This window comes from Methanococcoides sp. NM1, assembly GCF_900774285.1.
In the GTDB taxonomy this organism is placed as follows: Archaea; Halobacteriota; Methanosarcinia; order Methanosarcinales; family Methanosarcinaceae; genus Methanococcoides; species Methanococcoides vulcani.
On sequence record NZ_CAAGTW010000008.1, the window covers coordinates 94,564 to 112,854 of the forward strand.

General features: G+C 45.6%; 16 protein-coding genes. 3 read left to right on the top strand and 13 right to left on the bottom strand.

The annotated features are described in order from the left end of the window. Positions 1–71: 71 nt before the first annotated feature. Positions 72–731 carry an NAD(P)/FAD-dependent oxidoreductase gene (locus tag E7X56_RS09200; protein WP_135606469.1) on the bottom strand — a complete coding sequence of 220 codons (660 nt, stop codon included), beginning with the start codon at positions 729–731 and terminating at the stop codon, positions 72–74. A gap of 90 nt (positions 732–821) precedes the next feature. On the opposite strand from E7X56_RS09200, the gene E7X56_RS09205 reads away from it, so the two are divergent. Further along, positions 822–1,178, top strand: coding sequence for a helix-turn-helix domain-containing protein (locus tag E7X56_RS09205; RefSeq protein ID WP_135606470.1), 357 nt, complete (start codon positions 822–824; stop codon positions 1,176–1,178). Positions 1,179–1,209: 31 nt separating this feature from the next. Here E7X56_RS09205 and E7X56_RS09210 read toward each other — a convergent pair whose 3' ends face one another. The 3 genes from E7X56_RS09210 to E7X56_RS09220 form a co-directional block, all read right to left on the bottom strand. Further along, on the bottom strand, positions 1,210–1,422 hold the full coding sequence (locus E7X56_RS09210) for a DUF1059 domain-containing protein (RefSeq protein WP_135606471.1): 213 nt from the start codon (positions 1,420–1,422) through the stop codon (positions 1,210–1,212). A gap of 54 nt (positions 1,423–1,476) precedes the next feature. Continuing rightward, complete coding sequence (locus E7X56_RS09215; protein WP_135606472.1) at positions 1,477–2,220, bottom strand: hypothetical protein; 744 nt, start codon at positions 2,218–2,220, stop codon at positions 1,477–1,479. A gap of 160 nt (positions 2,221–2,380) precedes the next feature. Next, a complete protein-coding gene (locus E7X56_RS09220) occupies positions 2,381–2,806 on the bottom strand; it encodes a peptidylprolyl isomerase (protein WP_135606473.1) in 426 nt (141 codons plus the stop codon). A 337-nt stretch (positions 2,807–3,143) separates the two neighbouring features. Between E7X56_RS09220 and E7X56_RS09225 the strand changes: the two genes are divergently transcribed. Beyond that, the gene (locus E7X56_RS09225) at positions 3,144–3,404 is read left to right on the top strand and encodes a hypothetical protein (RefSeq protein ID WP_135606474.1); all 261 of its coding nucleotides are present in this window, start codon (positions 3,144–3,146) and stop codon (positions 3,402–3,404) included. A gap of 230 nt (positions 3,405–3,634) precedes the next feature. On the opposite strand, the gene thiC is transcribed toward E7X56_RS09225, so the two are convergent. The 9 genes from thiC to E7X56_RS09270 form a co-directional block, all read right to left on the bottom strand. Continuing rightward, positions 3,635–4,918, bottom strand: a complete 1,284-nt coding sequence (gene thiC / locus E7X56_RS09230; RefSeq protein ID WP_135606475.1) for a phosphomethylpyrimidine synthase ThiC — start codon at positions 4,916–4,918, stop codon at positions 3,635–3,637. Positions 4,919–5,278: 360 nt separating this feature from the next. Next, positions 5,279–6,208: an S-layer glycoprotein N-glycosyltransferase AglJ gene (gene aglJ / locus E7X56_RS09235; RefSeq protein ID WP_135606476.1), complete on the bottom strand. Its 930-nt coding sequence runs from the start codon at positions 6,206–6,208 to the stop codon at positions 5,279–5,281. Beyond that, complete coding sequence (locus E7X56_RS09240) at positions 6,209–6,760, bottom strand: TATA-box-binding protein (RefSeq protein ID WP_135606477.1); 552 nt, start codon at positions 6,758–6,760, stop codon at positions 6,209–6,211. Between the two features lie 103 nt (positions 6,761–6,863). Next, the gene (scpB, locus tag E7X56_RS09245) at positions 6,864–7,967 is read right to left on the bottom strand and encodes an SMC-Scp complex subunit ScpB (protein ID WP_135606528.1); all 1,104 of its coding nucleotides are present in this window, start codon (positions 7,965–7,967) and stop codon (positions 6,864–6,866) included. 19 nt (positions 7,968–7,986) lie between these two features. Further along, positions 7,987–8,808, bottom strand: coding sequence for a segregation/condensation protein A (locus E7X56_RS09250; RefSeq protein WP_371413365.1), 822 nt, complete (start codon positions 8,806–8,808; stop codon positions 7,987–7,989). Further along, positions 8,805–12,329, bottom strand: a complete 3,525-nt coding sequence (gene smc / locus E7X56_RS09255; RefSeq protein ID WP_135606478.1) for a chromosome segregation protein SMC — start codon at positions 12,327–12,329, stop codon at positions 8,805–8,807. The genes E7X56_RS09250 and smc overlap by 4 nt, the downstream gene beginning before the upstream one ends. A gap of 20 nt (positions 12,330–12,349) precedes the next feature. Further along, positions 12,350–13,126 carry a hypothetical protein gene (locus E7X56_RS09260; protein WP_135606479.1) on the bottom strand — a complete coding sequence of 259 codons (777 nt, stop codon included), beginning with the start codon at positions 13,124–13,126 and terminating at the stop codon, positions 12,350–12,352. Positions 13,127–13,237: 111 nt separating this feature from the next. Next, positions 13,238–15,904, bottom strand: coding sequence for an AAA family ATPase (locus E7X56_RS09265; RefSeq protein WP_167879503.1), 2,667 nt, complete (start codon positions 15,902–15,904; stop codon positions 13,238–13,240). Continuing rightward, positions 15,901–17,352, bottom strand: a complete 1,452-nt coding sequence (locus tag E7X56_RS09270; protein WP_135606481.1) for an exonuclease SbcCD subunit D — start codon at positions 17,350–17,352, stop codon at positions 15,901–15,903. Before E7X56_RS09270 ends, E7X56_RS09265 begins: the two co-directional genes overlap by 4 nt. 201 nt (positions 17,353–17,553) lie before the next feature. On the opposite strand from E7X56_RS09270, the gene E7X56_RS09275 reads away from it, so the two are divergent. Continuing rightward, the gene (locus E7X56_RS09275; protein ID WP_135606482.1) at positions 17,554–18,285 is read left to right on the top strand and encodes a glucose-6-phosphate isomerase family protein; all 732 of its coding nucleotides are present in this window, start codon (positions 17,554–17,556) and stop codon (positions 18,283–18,285) included. The last annotated feature ends 6 nt before the right edge of the window (positions 18,286–18,291 follow it).

Sequence of the window (18,291 nt, forward strand, 5' to 3'; positions counted from 1 at the left end):
GTGTTCGTAAGCGATGCACGGGGATGTCAGGGTTCTTGAAAAGAACCCTGGCGGTCGTAATAATCGTTTGCTCAAAGACCGACTTCTTTCTTGAAGGTGTCAAGTCCGATGTCGTCAATGATCCTTCCAAGCCTGTGTTTCTTTGTGTGGGTCTTGTAGTATGTGATGATCTTGTCAACAAGAGCAAGAACCTCTTCCTCATCGAGCTCCTCTGCAATGACCTCTGCAAGACGTGGTCTGAGTCCGGCACTGCCACCGACCATAACGGTGAATCCTTTAGGTGTGCCCATGATACCGATGTCCTTGATGGCGTTCTCAGCACAGGAGTTCATACAGCCCGATACACCGATCTTGAGCTTTGATGGCAGTTCCATTCCATGGTATATCTCATCAAGCTTGAGGCCAAGTCCGACAGAGTCCTGCTGTCCACGTTTACAGAATGTGGTTCCCGGACATATCTTAACGCTCCTGACACAGAGGCCGATCGCAGCGGCTGGCTTCATTTCAAGTTCTTCCCATACATTGTCAAGGTCTTCTTCTTTGAGACCCACGATGGCCATTCTCTGGGCAGACGTGATCTTAATTGCAGCTGCGCCATATTTCTCAGACACATCAGCTATCTTCCTGAGTAGGTCCGGTGATGCAATACCTCCGGCGATATGTGGTGCGATCGCGAATGTTTCCTTGTCCCTCTGAATAATTGCTCCCTTTTCAGGTATGTCCTTTGTCATTTAGTACTCTCCTCCAAAAATTGTTATCTTTTCGTTATCCAGTATATTTGGGATACTTCTATATATAATGCCAGTTTCTTTCCTGATACTATGAAAGATTGTACCATCTACAAAACGATCGATATAATTGGCAAGAGATGGACTTTGTGCATATTGCTGGAGCTTTACAAGGGCAACAACGAGGAAAAAAGGTTCAACGAACTTAAGAAGAAGTTACAGACCATTACTCCGAAGACCCTTTCAATAAGGCTCAAGGAACTGGAGCAGGAAGGTCTTGTGAAGAAGACGCTTGATGATTCAAAGGACCCTGTTATACACACTTATTCTCTGACCAGAAGCGGGGAAGAGTTCATACAGATCATTCAATCCATTAAGAAGTGGGGTCTCGAATGGAAGTTCGAGAATAAGATCTGCGGCCTTTCCAATTGCAAGAACTGCAAATTATAACATTGTGTTGCAATATTATGCGGGGCTTAACTTAAAGGGCTCCGCAGCCGCAACCTCTGCTCAGCAGAATGTCGATACGTGAGGCTATCTCTTCAAGGTCTTCTTTTGACATCTCTTTCTCTAAGAGATGATTTTCAGTTATGTGATCCATCATTTTTTGTTTCACATCATCAGATTCAGATGCAGCACCTGTTGCCATGAAATCACAATTGAATCCAAGGTCCCTGCACTTTATAATTTTCATCTGCTTTCCTCCATCCTTTGAGATGCTATACTAAAATATTATAAAAAGCAGAACTCATAGTCTGCTTATTATATTGAATAGTGTTGCCAGTTGCTTTATGTTTTCTGTGCACAAGGTATCTTTACGGCAGGTCTGCTGAAGACTGGTACATTTGGTTTTTATCTGCTCTATGTCTGCAGCATCAGAGGCGATTATGTCTTCGGAAAGATCTGTGACCTCGCGGAGTTCGCACTTCTCCTGAACCAGTTTGTCCCTGAATTTTTGAATCTCTTCATCAAGGACCGGTTTGATGGCCTGTTTGAAAAGCAAAGCCTTCATTTCCAGTGGGATCTCCCCGCCTGTAATTCCAACATCTTCACTCTCGATTGTATCTGGTTCGCTTTCTGTGATCTCCATGGTGGAGATCCTTGAGAAAAGATGTGAAAGTATTGTTTTCTGGGCAGTCAGGTACTTGACGAATTCGAACTGCATTTTGCAGCTGTTTGGAACTCTTGGTTTGCATTCAAGAGTGACGTAAGGGATAGCGTTCTCATATGCTTGTGTGAATTCCTCGGCTTTTTCAGGATAATACTGCTCTAGCAATTCCAGAACGCAAGCATACCATTTCTGGTATTTGTTCTGGAGCATTTCGTGCATTTCCAGTCCCTCTCCTGAGAGCGGGGTTACACTGTATTTGCCTTCGCTTTCATCTTCGTTCTTTACGAATTCTACATATGGGTACATTTTTGGTGCCAGGTCCTCGATCTCGTTGACGACAAGTCCTGCGACCCTGACTTTGTTGAATGTCTTTTGATCCATGTTACATCACAGACTTTATTATTAATAGTAGTACGAGGGCAAGGATCAACAACAGGGCTAGCTTCTTCATGACCGGGTATGCATACCCGCATGCTGTGAACAGCCCTCTTATTGCTTCCATTTTCCTTCTGTTGTTAAAAGATGGGAATGGAGTCGGAGTTTACTCCTCTTCCACTCTTAATTTGGTCATTACATCGTCTTCTTTGATCTTGTTGACCACATCCATACCCTCGATGACCTTTCCGAAAACAGTGTGTGCTCCGTCAAGGTGTGGCTGTGGGGAATGTGTAATGAAGAACTGGCTTCCTCCGGTATTCTTTCCGGCATGTGCCATGGAAAGTGCACCCTTTGTATGCTTCTTAGGGTTTATCTCGCACTTAATGGTGTATCCGGGTCCACCTGAACCGTTTCCTTTTGGACATCCTCCCTGGATGACAAAGTTTGGTATTACTCTGTGGAAGGTAAGGCCATTGTAAAATCCCTGTTTGATGAGCTTCTCAAAGTTTGCAACTGTCTTTGGTGCATCCTTTTCGAATAGTTCCAGAACGATCTGACCTTTGTTTGTATCAATAATTGCTTTTTTCATTAATGTGTCTCCCATCGGGATTTATGGTGAATCTGGATTTAAGGGTTTCTGTTAGGTAAGAAATCGGAAAAGATGGACAGAATGGTCCAATGTCCTATTTTATGAGTTTGTTTGCTATCTGCTGATCATTTGTTCTGGTTCACAATTTTGTCTATGAAGTTATATCATGGGCCTCGGGAATGGAGTTCCCATTTTTTTTGTCCGATGAGTCATTATTTATATGAGATCGTCAGGCAGGCAAATCTTCTAAAAAAGTTAAAGCCGATGTCGTATTCATGGTTGTTTTCACCAAAATCATTTTATACGTTCAGGGTTTGTTAAAATGGGTGTTACTAAGATGATTAATTCCATTCTTGAAATGATTAAAAATGTGCCTGAGGGGCACGAGCTGTCAGGTTATCTCTATTTACTTGACGGTGCATCATCATCTATCATATGGTATGATAACATCACGGATTGCCGTGAAGTAGAAGAAGACGAGATCACATGGTTGATCTTCAATTATGAGAATCCTGACTATGGGAAGTCTATTCTCCTTGTTCAGAAAGCCAACGTTTCAAAGATCGACCTGTCATACGTAACTAAGACCCCCTATTGATCTTATTTTTTCAGGGGGTACGTTCTGCTAGTTCGATGTTTAGCACCATTCTGACATGGAATGGTGATTCGCTTATTTTATTTTGATATTTTAATTAAAGTCATCAAAGCATAGCTATAGCTTTCTGCATTTAAACTAAAAAATGATGTAAAAATAGTTGGAGTTGTAAAGAAAGTATAAAGGTCACATCGTGACCGTTTAAAAAGAAGATTAAAGTAATGCCAATGGCATTACTTTGCAAGGTCGAAGCTCTGGTTGACGATCTTCACAGCACAGAAGTCACCGCACATTGTGCATGCATCTTCATCTGCTGAGGATCTGCCAGTTCTTATCTCTCTTGCAAGTTCTGGGTCGAGTGCAAGACTGTACATCTTCTCCCAGTCAAGGTCTCTGCGTGCCCTGCCCATTGCAAGATCCTGGTCGCGCTTTCCGAGTCTGACCATGTCACCGACGTGTGCTGCGATCTTGGATGTCTTGACACCCTCAATAACATCCTCGATGTTTGGAAGTGCAAGGTGCTCTGCAGGGGTTACGTAGCAGAGGAAGTCACAGCCGTGTGATGCAGATGTTGCTGCACCGATAGCAGTTACGATGTGATCTCTTCCCGGGGAGATATCTGTTACAAGTGGACCGAGCATGTAGAATGGCTTGTGTCCGCTCATGGACTTCATAAGTTTGACGTTCATCTCTACTTCATCGAGTGGTACGTGACCTGGACCTTCTACAATGACCTGAAGGCCGTACTTGTCATGTGCTTTCTGTGCGCACTCGGAGTTGATGATGAGCTCCTGTATCTGTGCCCTGTCAGTAGCATCGTGGATAGCACCTGCGCGCATTCCATTACCTGTGGAGAGAACAACTTCGTGTTCCTTGAGGATCTCACAGAGGTAGTCGAAGTCAGAATAAAGTGGGTTTTCCTTCTCGTTGTGGAGCATCCATGTTGTCATGAAAGCACCGCCACGTGAACAGATACCACCATATCGACCGTGTGCTTTGAGCCTGTCGAGAACGATGTTGTTGATACCTGTGTGGATTGCCATGAAGTTTGTACCAAGCTTTGCCTGTTCTTCAGTTGCGTTCCAGAGGTCATCTTCTGTCATGTGGATGATCGAACCGTCTCTCTTTGCAGCTGTGATAAATGCCTGGTATAAAGGAACTGATCCAACTGAAAGTGATGTCGCATCACAGACAGCTTTCCTGATTCCGAGGAAATCTCCACCGGTTCCAAGCTCCATAAGTGTGTCTGCACCAGCAGCTTCTGCAGCCTTTGCTTTTTTGATCTCCATGTCGATGTCGACAATATCTGAGGAAGCACCGATTGATGCATTGACCTTTGTGGTCAATCCTTCACCAATACCACAGTACTTAACATCCCTGTATGGGGAGGTTGGTATTACAATCCTTCCTGCAGCGATTCCACGTCTGATGAATTCCGGCTCAAGACCTTCGACCTCTGCGACAACTTTCATTGGTTCTGTAATTTGACCAGCTTTGGCATCTTCTACTATTGTCATTATTATAACCTCGTTATTAGTTGACTAAAAAAAGGAGGTATTTTATATAAGCATTGTCAAAAAATCAACTTTAGTTTATGTAAAGTAAAATTGAAGCATTTCCTTGCAAATAACACATATTATAACCATCCACCAATCGGGCGGAATAGTAGCTCATAATCGCTATCTATTAGCCATTACTTTTTTTAATTGGGGCTTTTGCATACCGGCTACGTTTTGGCAATCTCAAAGTATTAAGATTTGCTTGCAATCAAAGCAAATAAAGTTTGCTTGAGTGCAGCTCTTCAAAAGTTGCTCTCAGCAAAAGAACATTGGTATGCTATCAAAAAATAACTATAAAAAGTTAGTCTGGTAGAAGGGTTAACGCTCGTTGTTCTTGCGCAACATTCGCATAGTTTCCCTGTGGAGTGAGACTATAAGATCGCTCAACATCCCGAAAATGAACATCTGTATGCCTGTAAGTATTAATAAGGCGGTCAGTATTGTCATTGGTATGCGGGTAACTCCGCTTAACCACTCATTAATCACATAAAGTCCCACGCCGATACCTGATAGCGTCAGTATCGTGCCGAATATCCCAAAATAGAACATCGGGTTGTGCAATCTTGCCATCCTGATGATCGTTTTTCCGATCTTGATCCCATCTCTGAATGGGTTGAGCTTGGTGGCTGCTGCTGAATGCCTCGAGACGTATGTGATGGGTACGACCTCGACCTTCATCTCGTTCTTAACACTCTCAACAGTGATCTCTGTCTCGATCTCAAATCCCATCTCGTTGAGATTAAGGCCCTTGATCACTTTACGTGTGAAACCGCGGTATCCTGTAAGGATATCTTCCAGCCAGATGCCATATGCCAGGCCAAAAAGCTTGTTAAGCACTTTATTGCCTGTCAGGTTCAATTTTGTAAATGCTTCCGGCTCATAGTTTGCAAATCTGTTGCCGATCGTCTGGTCAGCACGTCCTTCAAGAAGCGGTCCCAGAACCGTATAAATATCGCTTGCAAGGTAGGTTCCATCACCGTCGATCATGACGGTGTAGGGGTCCTCGATAAGCTGGAAAGCTTCCTGAACTGCCTGGCCCTTGCCTTTTCCTTCCTGGACTACGACCCTTGCACCGCTCTCTTCAGCAAGTTCGCGGGTGCGATCATGGCTGTGTCCATCGATGACAAGGATGTTCTCAAATCCTTCTGCCTGGAAATCCTCGATGAGCTGCTTTATTGTTGCTTCCTCATTCAGTGCGGGAATGAGGATACAAACATCGTTCTTGTCCAGGGGGATCTGAATATCCATTTACAAAAGTCCCATATTGTCAAGCTGCTGTCTTACGACTTCTACTCCTTCCTCGCAGTTCTCAGGTGACTTTCCACCTGTGACCACAAGTTTTCCGGAACTGAAGATAAGTACGACAACCTTTGGCTCAGCGATCCTGTAAACAAGTCCGGGGAATTGTTCTGGCTCGTATTCGATGTTCTCAAGACCGAGTCCGATAGCAATTGCATTAAGGTTAAGCACTGCTTTAAGGTCAGCTGAAGCAACAATGTTCTGTACGGTTATCTCCGGGTCAGTAATGGTCTCGATTCCGATTCCATTGAGCTTTTTTGCCAGGTTTCCGATGACTGTGTGTACATCCGCGACGTTCTTTGCACCGGTGCATACCACTTTTCCGGATGTGAATACAAGGAATGCGGCTTTTGGATCGGTAACGCGATATACAAGTCCCGGGAACTTCTTCTTATTGTATTCTGCGCCTTCGAATTCCGCTTCTATCTTTACAAGGTCGAATTCTTCAGCAAGTTTGGTTGACGCAACCACGTTCTCTATCTTGATATTATATTCCGTCATATTCTTTGATCCTCAGTATTTAAGGATGGGTATATTTGCCAATACCGTATATAAACTTATACCCTTCTCCTTATATATCTATTTAAATGCCATTTAAAAAGTGTTATTTTTCAAGATTTTTCAGGCCATCTATGATAGCATCATATTTCCTGCAGACCCTGTCCACAATGTCCCCGTCCACTTTAGAGTGTGTCGGGACAAGGATGTCGGCTCCCTCGGAGATGTTCACTCCCTCACCGGAGGTGCCATAATCGGGAGCTATGACACAACCTTCAGCAGAAACCCCAAGCCTCAGGTCGCTGACGATACGTGCGATCATATCTGTTGCAGGTTTCACCTTCTTGCTGATGACCAGCGCCTTTGACACATACCTGTCCCGCAGATCCGTTATCAGCTCGATGTTCTCCTTTGATTTTTCAGGATCAGCAACGCTCTCAAGTGCGTTTATGGCATCGATTATGTCGCCAAAGGTGGTGGACCTGACCTCGATGATCTCGCCATCGTAAAATTTGCTGACCTTTTCCTCATAGCCTCTGGAGACTACCAGCTTAAATACGTCAGCAAGGCTTTCAAGTTCTTCCTCTGTAGGGTTATAGGCATTAATGACCCTGTAATCCTTGATCCCGCAAAGATCAGCAAGTGACCGGTACATGGGTGTGATGCCCACGAACTTCCTTCCAAGCCACCTGTCAAGTCCCTCATTTCCGCTCTGCTGGCGGGAAAGTTCAACTATCCTTTTCTTTATGGATTCCGGATCGTTGGAGCTAAGTCCGAAGTAATCTGCGAAAAGTGGCGTTGTCTGGAGAAGTTTTGTTCTTCCGTGAGGCACTGCTTCGATAAATCCTCTCTCTTTAAGCTCACGTATATGGTCGTATGTTGAATTGCCTCTCATGTCCACAAGCTCTGATTGTACCACAGGCTGATGGTAAGCTATCATGGAAAGCGTACGAAGGATCGGGGCTCTCAATTCTTTTGGAGCTACCGGGCTTACAAGGTCAGTATATTTTGGTTTGACCTGCATCACATAGCGTCCGCCAAGGTCAATGATCTCCATCCCGGAATCCCTTGTTGAATACTCTTCCATAAGGGTCTGGATAACGGGTGTGATGGTCTTTGCTGATCTGTTAACGACCTTTGCGAGCGTCTGGGTGTCAACAGCTCCCCCTGCCGCAAAAAGTACGGCTTCTATGATCTCCTTGTCGTTCATATCTTTCCTCTTCAAAATGTCATTCGATCTCGCAACCCTGATGGACATATAGCTCACCAAAAAGCTCTTCCTGTGATAGCCATACTCTCTTTTCAGATGCAAGGAACAGCAATGAAATGTATGTCATCATCTTTTCAGAGCGGCTGTTGGAGTTCTCGATCAGGTCCGAGAACATAACTTCTTCGCGATCCCTGAACAGCTCTTCAAGGTACTCATAAAGGGTATCTACCCTGCCCCGGATATCTTCCTCATGCGCGATACCAAGTACATCTTCGGTGGTCGCCCTGTCCATTACCTCGATACGATGGCGTATTCTTCTGTCCTTTCTTCTGGTCTCGACCCTTTCTGCCTTTTTAAGTTCTGTAATAAGCTCCTGGAGAGTTACGGGTCGGGTCGCAGTACGGCGAATGGGCAGTTTTGGGACCGGGTATTCTTCAATTTCATAGAAATCCATCTCATCGTCCAGGAAATCCTCATCTTCTTCCTCTTCTTCCTGAACGATACCGGTTGATTTCATCCTGAGGAGTATGGCTGCATACAAAAGCGTCCTGCCTGATATTCTCAGGTCCATCAGCTTCATATCTTCAATATATGCAAGGAACTTGTCTGTAGCCTGCACGATATCTATATCCCATGGGTTGATGTCCCCGTCCTTGGCAAGCTTGACGAAGATCTCCACAGGTTCGCAGAGCACATCATCTGAGAACTCTATCAGCGACTCATCAACACCGAGAGTGCGTAGTGTTTCCAGGAATTCCGGGTCAACAGAGCTGCCTGGGATGTTAGTGATTTCCTGGGTGTTGCTCTCGCTTTCCTCCATACCTTCAGAAAGTTCGTTCAACGTAATTTCACACCCGTAATGCTCGTGATATTGTTCTCCTGCATGGTGACGCCAATGGTACGTTCAGCCGCTTCGATCATCGGTTTACGCAGGGATACTACAATGAACTGTGCTTTTGTTCCGGCCTTCTTCACACGCTGGGCGACCCTGTCCGCATTTGCACCGTCAAGGAACATATCGATCTCGTCAAATGCATAGAAAGGAGCCGGGCGGTATTGCTGGATGGCGAACACGAAAGCCAGGGCGGTAAGACTTTTCTCTCCACCGGACATCGCTTCCAGACGCTGGAGCGTTTTCTCTTTTGGCTGTGCCCGAAGCGTCAATCCTCCATTGAAAGGATCTTCATGATCATCAAGTACAAGTTCTCCGCTACCATCGGAAAGCTCGTTGAATATCTCTTTGAAAGGCTCATTGATGCCGTTGAATGTTTCCATGAAAGCATCTTTCTTCAGGGTCTCATACTGGTCGATACGGTCGAGGATCTGCTCCCTTTCATTGAAGAGAATGGCTCTTCTGGTCTTAAGGTCTACAACCCTTGCATCAACCTCGTCGTACTCATCAATGGCCCTCATGTTCACAGGTTCCAGGCGTTCCATGGCTTTTTCTATGGATGCTATCCTTGTGCTGACGGTTTCGTAGTTGGGCACATCTTCGACCTCTTCGATACCGCGCCTTTCCAGTTCTTCCTTCAGGTCCTTTGTCTGGTCAACAAGGGCACTAAGTGTGGCTTCCAGTGCCATCATAGACTTGTCAGCATCGTCCAGTCTTGATCTGGTGGCCAAATGATCCTTTTCCGCAGCGTTATACTCGGTCTGCTTAATGGCACGCTTTTGCTGCATCTCCTTAAGTTCGTCCGTAAGTTCCTGTTCACGCTGCTGCTTGTTCTTAAGAGTGGCTTCCAGCTCGGTTATCTTCGCTTTAAAGCCGTCCACACGTTCACGGTGGCTCGATCTCTTTTCATCCATCTCCTTGACAAGCTGGCGACTGTCTTCGATCCTGGATGAAGCATACTCGCGGTCAAGGTTCAGGGCATTGATATCAGCTTCAATGTCACGGATACGCCCGTCCAGCCTTCGCATCTCTTCATCGATGCGTTCAGCCTGTCTGTTAAGTTCTGGTATCTCTGATTCGGAAAGCTTCTCCTCAATAACAGCGATCTTCTCTTCCAGTTCCCCGGATTTCTCGTCCTTCTCATTCTTTTGGGCAACGACAAGTTCCATTTCTTCGCGGAGTTTCAAACGCTGTTCTTCTATCTGTGTCAGCTCGACGTTCTTTGCCTCAATAAGCTGGCTGAGGCGCTCTGCCCTGCTGCCTATCTCCTCAAAGATCATTTCTTTCTTTGAGATCTCCTTCTCCAGCTCATGGATCTCACGGTTTATATCCGCAATATGTCCCTCTACGCTGTCCAGTTTCTTGATGGCAGTATTGCGCCTTGACTCAAATTCGGTAAGCTTCTCAGCGATCTTAATGAGCTTGTCCTTTTCGGAAGCTGCAAATGAGAGTCCTGACTTCCTTTGCATCGATCCGCCGGTCATAGCACCGCTCTTTTCAATGACCTCTCCCTCAAGTGTTACCATGCGAAGGCCGCCGATGAGCCGGCGTGCATTTTCAAGCGTATCAACAATAAGTGTGTCCCGGAAGACGTACCAGTATGCAGCCTCGAACCTTGGATCAAAGTCGATCAGGTCAATGGCATAGCCGATGACACCCTTGCGGTCAGAAAGGTCCTTGTAAGGCCGCCTTGCTTCCATCTTGTTAAGTGGCAGGAAGGTTGCACGTCCTCCTCGCTGCTGTTTCAGGAACTGTATCCCGCGCGATGCGTCCTGGTCTGTTTCGACCACGATCGCCTGCATACGTCCGCCGGCTGCAACGCCAAGGGCCGTGGAATATTTCTGGTCCACGCTTCCAAGTTCGGCTATAGTACCGTAGATGCCGGGAAGTCCGTGGTGTTTCTTCTCGGCAATTATCATATCCACAGCTCTGGAATAATTACTTGTATCCTCTGCCGCCCGGACACGCGCTTCCAGCATTGCGTAATCCTGCTGTTGTTTTCGGAGTGTGGCTTCAAGGTCTGTTACTACGGTCTTTATCTGGAAACGATTGCTTTCAAGGTCATCAAGGTCCTTCGTCAGGGAATTTATCTGCTCGGTATTTTTCTCTATCTCATATTGCGCAGACTTTGTATCGCTGTCTGATGATTCTGCTTTTACCTTTGCATCCTCGATTTCGTTCTCGATATCCCTTACTTCTGCTGACCTTCTTCTCAGGGAGTCAAGCAGGCGATCTTCCTGTCGCATCAGCTCGCTCTTGTCGTTCCTGAAATTTTCCAGTTCATTCTTGAACGATGTAAGTTCATCCCTGGTCTGGGCAAACTTCTCATCCACGTCCGCTATCCTGCTTTGCAGGATCATCCTCTCGGTCTTTCTTTCGGATATCTCTGAAAAGATACTGTCCTTGCGGAGTGTTTCCTCAGACAGCTTTGAATCGATCTCATTGACCCTGTTCTTCGTTTGCTCGATATCAAGGAATGCCTTCTTACGTCTGGAATCAATGTCTTCGATCTCATTATCTGCAAGTTCTATGCTGTTGACACATCTTGAGACATCTCCCTTGATCTCCTCTATGTCCTTCTTGACCTGGATCTGCTCGTCCTCTCCCATCCTCTGGATCTCGGATGTGAGTTCCTTAAGCTCATTCTCAAGTTCTTCCAGCTTTTCCTGCTTCTGCTTAAGAGACTGCTGCAATTTCTCCCGGACTTCCTTTTTTGCACCGATGTCCCCGCTGATATTCTCAAGCTCCACTTTTGCATCCTTGAGCTTTGCAAGCAGTACGAAGCCTTCAAACTTCATTTTCTCCTGTTTGAGGCCTTGGTATTTCACAGCCTGGTCGCGCTCGACCTTGAGCTTCTCCAGCTGCTTCTCAACTTCTTCTATTAATATGTCAGCCCTTTCGACACGCTCCCTGACGATCTCCAGCTCGTTCATAGCTCGATCTCTCTTGTTGTCGAATTCAGCAACACCGGCGATCTCATCGATGATCTTGCGGCGCTCGCCTGCTGTCATAGTGATGATACGGGTGACATCACCCTGCATGACCACATTATACCCTTCAGGGGTCACACGTGCCTTTGCCAGATGGGTATGGATGTCTGTAAGGCTGACCGCCTTACCGTTGAAATAGAAATAACTATAATATCCGTTCTCGGTTTCCCTGATCTTCCTGCTGATAGTGATCTCTTCCTCGTCCACAGGCATCTCACGGTCAGCATTATCGAACTTTATTGTGACCTGTGCAAAATCAGGTTTTTTTGCCTTATCTCCATTGTAAATAAGGTCTGTCAGCTTTTCAGCCCTCAGGGTACGTGAGCTGGAAAGTCCGAGCACAAAAAGTATCCCGTCGATGATATTGGATTTTCCGGTTCCATTAGGTCCCGATATGGTGGTAAAATCATCAAAGAATGGTATTTTAACTTTTTTCCCAAAAGACTTGAAGTTTGTAAATTCAATTTCCTTGATGTACACGTGATTCCTCTGTCATCGAGTTAAAAAGGTTTCTTGCGGGTCGTTGTGACCACAGTATCTTCATCATTACGGTCTTCTACGGTCTCATACTCTGTTTCTGAGCGAGTACGTGAAGGTTTGCCTTCCTCCGCAACGATATATTCACATTCATTTTCCGGACGCCTTGAATAATTGCTGTCCCGGGGTGCATCGATCCCATCTGCTACAATGTATTCGGATGGTATGTCCCTTATTTTCTCCTGTGCAGGTTCTTCGGTCCTTATCTCCCTGATCTCCATATTGACCTCGTTCGGGTTTACCAGTTTGCTCCACTGTGATCCTGAAGATGGTTTTGACCCAGGGGGTGTCATCTTTGGTACTGGTGGCTCAGGTATGGTCCTTTCCGGAATTGTGGTTGGTGCAGCTTTTTTCTGACCGAACAGGGTATCTGCAAGCTGACCTTTATTCCCGGAAACCTCTGCAGGCTTTGGTGCAGGGGGGTTGAAAGGATCTTGTGTTGCCGTTACTTTAAATGGTTCCGGGTTTTCTTTTGGAATGGCTGTGCTCATGGACCTGAGCTGTGATTTCTGGTCAAGTAACTCGTCCATAACACCACTTAAATTGCTTGAAAGCTCCTGGACCTTCTGCTCGATCTTGATAAGACGGTTGTTGATGTCAAGGTCATTCTTCAGGTTCTCGCGAAGTTCCCGCATGATCGAATCACGAAGTTTAGTGCTGATCGTCTCTATCTCTTCTTCCTTTTCAGTCAGCTTTCGTTCAAGCCTTTCTATGACAAAGTCCCTGTTCTCGGAGCTCATTCAATACCTCACAAACCTTTCGATCCCTCTTAATATCAAACCCTTATCCTGTCCAGTAATAATGATAAAAGCTATAATATATCTTATGGTCGCAATTTTCTCTGTAGATGTTCATTTTGCAGAAATGGAAGAACTGTTCGTGATGGGATCTTTCTCAACTACGAACACATGGTCTGCAGAATCGATCAGTGACTCATCATGTGATACTATCAGGATCTGACCAACCCCGACGTCCCGCATCATGTCAATAAGTTTTATCAGCTGATGGACGTGTCCGCGATCAAGGAAAACAGTGGGCTCGTCCAGTATCAGGGGAGGGAGCTCAGAACTGCCTGTAGTTCCGGGCGAATGTGATAATAAACGATAGATGGCACACCTTAGCACAAGGTTGAATATCGCTCTTTCTCCTCCACTTAACAATTTAGGTTCAAGGGCAGTGCCATCCTTTTCATAGATGGTAAGATTGTACTCCTGATCAAGCTTGATGTGCGAGTATGCATTGTTGGTGTACATGAAAGAGAATATCTCATTGAGTAACCTGTCAAGCGCATCAATGTTCTTTGCACGCAGTTCAGCACGCAGGCGAATGTACATGGTCTCAAGCTCTTCCGCATCATTGTAGACGGCTGCGAGGAACTCCTTTTTATTGGTAAGCATCCTGTGCTTTTGCTTAAGCTCATTAAGCCTCTTGATCTCACCTTCGACGCGCCCCACTTCCTTATGAAGTTCCTTTATCCTCAGGTTAAACTTCTCCAGTTCGGAAACGATACCTTTGTATGCACTATCGTACTGCATCTTTTCGGTTCGGAGCTTGTCTATATCGACATCACCAAGTACCTTTTCGAGCTGGTCAAGACGTTGCTTCCGGTCCTTTATCTGCTCTTCGAACAGTCCGACCTTTTCCAGCCCGTTATTTATCCTATCCTGCGATCGCTGCATATCGTTCTGGACTTTCCTGATCTCAAGCTGGTTAGCTCGTATCTTTCTTGCAATATCGAGCTTATCTTTTACAACTTTGTGAGAATTCATCGCAGCAGTTTCATCTTTTCCCAGAGTGACAATATCCTCTTTGATCTTCCTGATCGATATCGTGATCTCACTGATCTGCTCTTTAAGACCACTTTCCTTCTCCTTCTCTTCCCTGATGGATATGTGGTTCTCTTCGATCAGTTTCTCATTGGCAGCGATGTCTTTCTTCTTTATCTGGGTCAGGTGATCGTTCTCTGCGATCCTTTTTGCAATTTCTTTTGCATTCCTGACACGTTCCACTTTTGTTTCCACATCTGCCTGTTCGGAACGTATGCTCTGGAGCTCGTTCAACAGACCGGCTTTTTGTTCTTCATCCTCTGCTGTTTCTTCGCATATCTTTGAGCCTTTAAGGTCCTGCCCGCAAGTGGGGCATAATCCCTTCTCCAGTAGCTCCTTAGCTTTCTTCACCCTCTTTTCAAGTTCTGTAAGGGTGGCAAACCTTTCCCTTTCTTTTCCATGAAGCTGTTTTTGCTTCATGCTCAGAAGTTCAGCAATATCATCTATATTTTCGAGCTTATCAGCAGGGAATCCAAGTTCTGAGGCTTCTTTTGATCTGTTCTCGTTCTCATCATCCAGTTTCCTGCTGTCTGCAGAAAGTCTTTCAATATCTTCCTGAATGCTTTTGATCTTAGCTTCCTTATTCTGTATGGCAACGGAAGTCTTCTTCACCTGTTCATTCAGGTTAAGCAGGAATTCATTCTGTGATCGCTCATTGCTTTGTGCCAGCTCTCTCTTTTTGACAATACTGCTGACCACATCCCGGGCACTGACTTCTTCTTTTTCGATGGATACGGCATAATTCTCAATATCAGCGTCAGCAGGGATATTTATCCGCGTAGAAAGGTCGGCATTTGCACTTTGAAGCTGCTGGACTTCCTGCCTGCCGGAACTCACAAGGTTCCTGCCCTTTTCCATTTCGCTGTATGTTACCGTTACCTTTGACTTGAAGCCCCTTATCTCAACATCGATCGCTTTCTTTTGCTCCTGGGTTTCTGTGTATTTGCTTATCCTCTCTTCAATGGATTCCACAATTCCTCTGGCACGCTCTTTCTTTGCATCAAGATCAGAAATTTTCGCTCCGGTCTCATTCATCTCAGTTTTGACAGTGTTAAGCACCTGATATGGGTCCAAGGTTTCAATTTGTTCGATATCTGCAACATTGTCCTTGATGCGCGCATCTGTTTCTCTCTGGTGCCTTCCCACTCCTTTCCTTGCACTACTTGCACGCTCCCTGTACTCTTCCAGTTTCCCTATCTGAAGCAGGTCATCGATCATACGCTGTCGGTCCTTTGTCTTTGCGTTGATCAGTACATCGATCTCTCCCTGCCGGATGTACACGCAGTTCTTGTAAGATTCCTCGTCCATCTTCAGGAGTGCTTTTACAGCTTCATAGGTCTGGCTGGCCTGATCGACCATGATATCCCCGTCGATCTTGAAGACCGACTTGTTGTTAGATGCACTTCCGGTTTTGGGATTTACCTTGTACCCCTGCTCAATGTTGTATTCATGCCCTTTGTTATCAAAATCAACTATTATGGATGCCTTTGTGGCACCCTTGCGGATAAGGTCGGAGAGCACGAATTCCTTTGAAAGGGTACGGCTACCAAAAAGTCCTGTAAAACATGCTTCCAGCAGGCTGGATTTTCCGCTCCCGTTCACACCGGATACCACGGTGACACCATCCTCGAAGCTTATGTCAAGGTCCTTGTAGCTCCTGATGTTCTCGATACGTACCCTTTTCAGTTTCACAGGTAGTCCCCCAGATTGTATTGCTTTGGCTTCGGGGCTTCAACTTCCTTTTTCGTTGGAGCACTGTTCCCCGGTGGTTCGGATAGTTCTTCTTCTGTTTCTTCACATGTTCTTGATGGCTCGGCTTCATCCTGGCTAATAATGTCTTCTGGGGCAGTACTCTTTTCAGTTCCAGTGCTTGCATTATATTCGTCAGTATTTTCTGCGACCTTCTGATCATTAACAGATTCGAGGGCATAAATTTCATCGACTGGGGTTCCAGTTTCCGTATCAGCGTCGGTTTCTGTATTCTTTGGGATCACGTAGGTTCCCGGCTGCATGAAATCAATGCTTGAAAGCAGGTTCCCGATTCGCGTTTCAGCTTCAAGGTCAACCTTTGTCTTTGGAACGTCCGGATCCCTTACGATCTCATCGATCATGATGCCGCCGCTGGTAAGTGTCATTTTCCGGATCTCTCTTTTAACTGCCTCATCAGGGTCCGAAAAGGAAACCTCCACAGTTTTCTCTTCCAGGATATCTTCCCCGCGTCTCATGTCCCTGATCCGGGTGACAAGGGCATTCTGGCTCGCAAGGAACTCCTCTATCTCATTGTAGGATATGGCAACTTCCGGGTTTCCTGAAATGTCCACAAAGACAACCTTTTCAGAAACATCATGTTCTTTGATGGTATTGATGATCAGCTCATAGGCAGTATCCCTGTCCCGGAGCTCAACCGGAATGAACAGGAACTCGCGGGTGAGGATGTTACGTCTGCCGATGTCGATGCCATTATCATTTATCGTAATAATGTTATACGTGCGGGCATCGCTTTCGGCTGCACTGTTACGTTCTGTGCTGCCGCAATAGGTCACCCAGGTCTGGTCGACCCTGGTCTTTTCATTTTTGTGGTAATCTCCAAGCAGGATGGCATGTACGTCAAAAGGAAGTCCTTTGATGACCTCCTCGCAATCCCACTCGCCAAAGGGGAATGGGGACATCAGCTGGTGCATTACTACAATATTGCATTCTCCACAGTTCTCATCTGTGAATTTCGAATAATCAAAAAGTGGTATCTTCGATCTTGGGACATTGTCTATTCCGTAGATGGCAACATCTCCTATCCTGTATGGATCGGTCCCAAGTCGTATGGCGATCTCCATGCTCTCGAACAGGTCTAGCCATTGGGTATGCTGCTTGCTCTCGTGGTTTCCCACTATTGAAAGGAACGGGATATTGTATGGCTTTAGCTTTGAGAGTATATTGATCGTGTCAAGGATGTCCTCAAGTGTCGGGTTCCTTGAATCAAAGAGGTCGCCAGCATGGATAACAGCATCCATCTTCATCTCAACGGCATCGTCGATGACCCTGGAAAAAGCATCAATGAAATCCTGCCTGCGCACTTCACTATGGTACTGTCGGTATCCAATATGTGTGTCAGCAGTATGCAGTATTCTGATATCCCTCTCCATGTCCCATTGTATAGTCCTTCATGTACTTTTAAGCTTGTTGTTTTGCCTATCTCAAAGGATCAATGCTAATAATGTCCAATTTTTATTATTGTGATGAGTTAAATTTAATATGTATTAGGGGCATCTTAAACACGTATTTTGGTTATTATCATTATCAGTTGACCGGTGGGGTCCGGTCTGTTTTAGAGGAGGGTACTAAATATGGTTTATACTATTGAATTTGGTGGGGTTGAAAGGGAACCTGGTATCAGGATGCTTCATGATATGAAAGAGGTCGTCTGTGACAGGGAATGGTTCGATTCAGTAGATGACTTCGAACTCTATTATATGTTCAGGCATCTTTCCATGTCCGAGGCCGAACTTAAAACTATCAACAAGCAGCACCTGCGTTATGACATTACGGTAATTCCTCCGGGAATGATGGGGCGCGAATTTGTCAAGACCGCAGGTCACTATCATCCGAACGTTCCGGGTGAGGAAATATCCTATCCTGAGGTATATCAGGTGCTTGAAGGGGAGGCAACCTACCTTTTGCAGAAACATAAAGTCGATGATATTCTCGATGTTGTTGTAATAAAGGCAAAAGCAGGGGATATTGCACTCATTCCTCCGGATTATGGTCATGTGACCATAAATGCATCCGATGAACCTCTAAAGATGGCTAATTGGGTATGTTGTGACTTTGATTCCAGTTATGTACCATTCAGGGACATGGAAGGTGGTGCATATTATCTGCTGGATAAAGGTTTTGTCAGGAATCCTCGGTATGAGGATCTTCCTGAGCTAAGATATATCACTCCAGTAGACATTCCGGAATTTGGTCTTGAATGTGGCAGGGATATGTATGAACTCGTAAACGACACCGAAAAACTGCGGTTCCTGAAACAGCCACAGGACTTTGTTGGCGTATTTGAGAGCATTGTTACTATTTGAGAGCAT

Bases quoted from the DNA above. Each gene is read 5' to 3' on its own strand.
- E7X56_RS09200 (WP_135606469.1), bottom strand. From the start codon at position 731: ATGACAAAGGACATACCTGAAAAGGGAGCAATTATTCAGAGGGACAAG.
- E7X56_RS09210 (WP_135606471.1), bottom strand. From the start codon at position 1,422: ATGAAAATTATAAAGTGCAGGGACCTTGGATTCAATTGTGATTTCATG.
- E7X56_RS09205 (WP_135606470.1), top strand. From the start codon at position 822: ATGAAAGATTGTACCATCTACAAAACGATCGATATAATTGGCAAGAGA.
- E7X56_RS09215 (WP_135606472.1), bottom strand. From the start codon at position 2,220: ATGGATCAAAAGACATTCAACAAAGTCAGGGTCGCAGGACTTGTCGTC.
- E7X56_RS09275 (WP_135606482.1), top strand. From the start codon at position 17,554: ATGGTTTATACTATTGAATTTGGTGGGGTTGAAAGGGAACCTGGTATC.
- E7X56_RS09220 (WP_135606473.1), bottom strand. From the start codon at position 2,806: ATGAAAAAAGCAATTATTGATACAAACAAAGGTCAGATCGTTCTGGAA.
- E7X56_RS09225 (WP_135606474.1), top strand. From the start codon at position 3,144: ATGATTAATTCCATTCTTGAAATGATTAAAAATGTGCCTGAGGGGCAC.
- thiC (WP_135606475.1), bottom strand. From the start codon at position 4,918: ATGACAATAGTAGAAGATGCCAAAGCTGGTCAAATTACAGAACCAATG.
- E7X56_RS09240 (WP_135606477.1), bottom strand. From the start codon at position 6,760: ATGACGGAATATAATATCAAGATAGAGAACGTGGTTGCGTCAACCAAA.
- scpB (WP_135606528.1), bottom strand. From the start codon at position 7,967: ATGAACGACAAGGAGATCATAGAAGCCGTACTTTTTGCGGCAGGGGGA.
- E7X56_RS09260 (WP_135606479.1), bottom strand. From the start codon at position 13,126: ATGAGCTCCGAGAACAGGGACTTTGTCATAGAAAGGCTTGAACGAAAG.
- aglJ (WP_135606476.1), bottom strand. From the start codon at position 6,208: ATGGATATTCAGATCCCCCTGGACAAGAACGATGTTTGTATCCTCATT.
- E7X56_RS09270 (WP_135606481.1), bottom strand. From the start codon at position 17,352: ATGGAGAGGGATATCAGAATACTGCATACTGCTGACACACATATTGGA.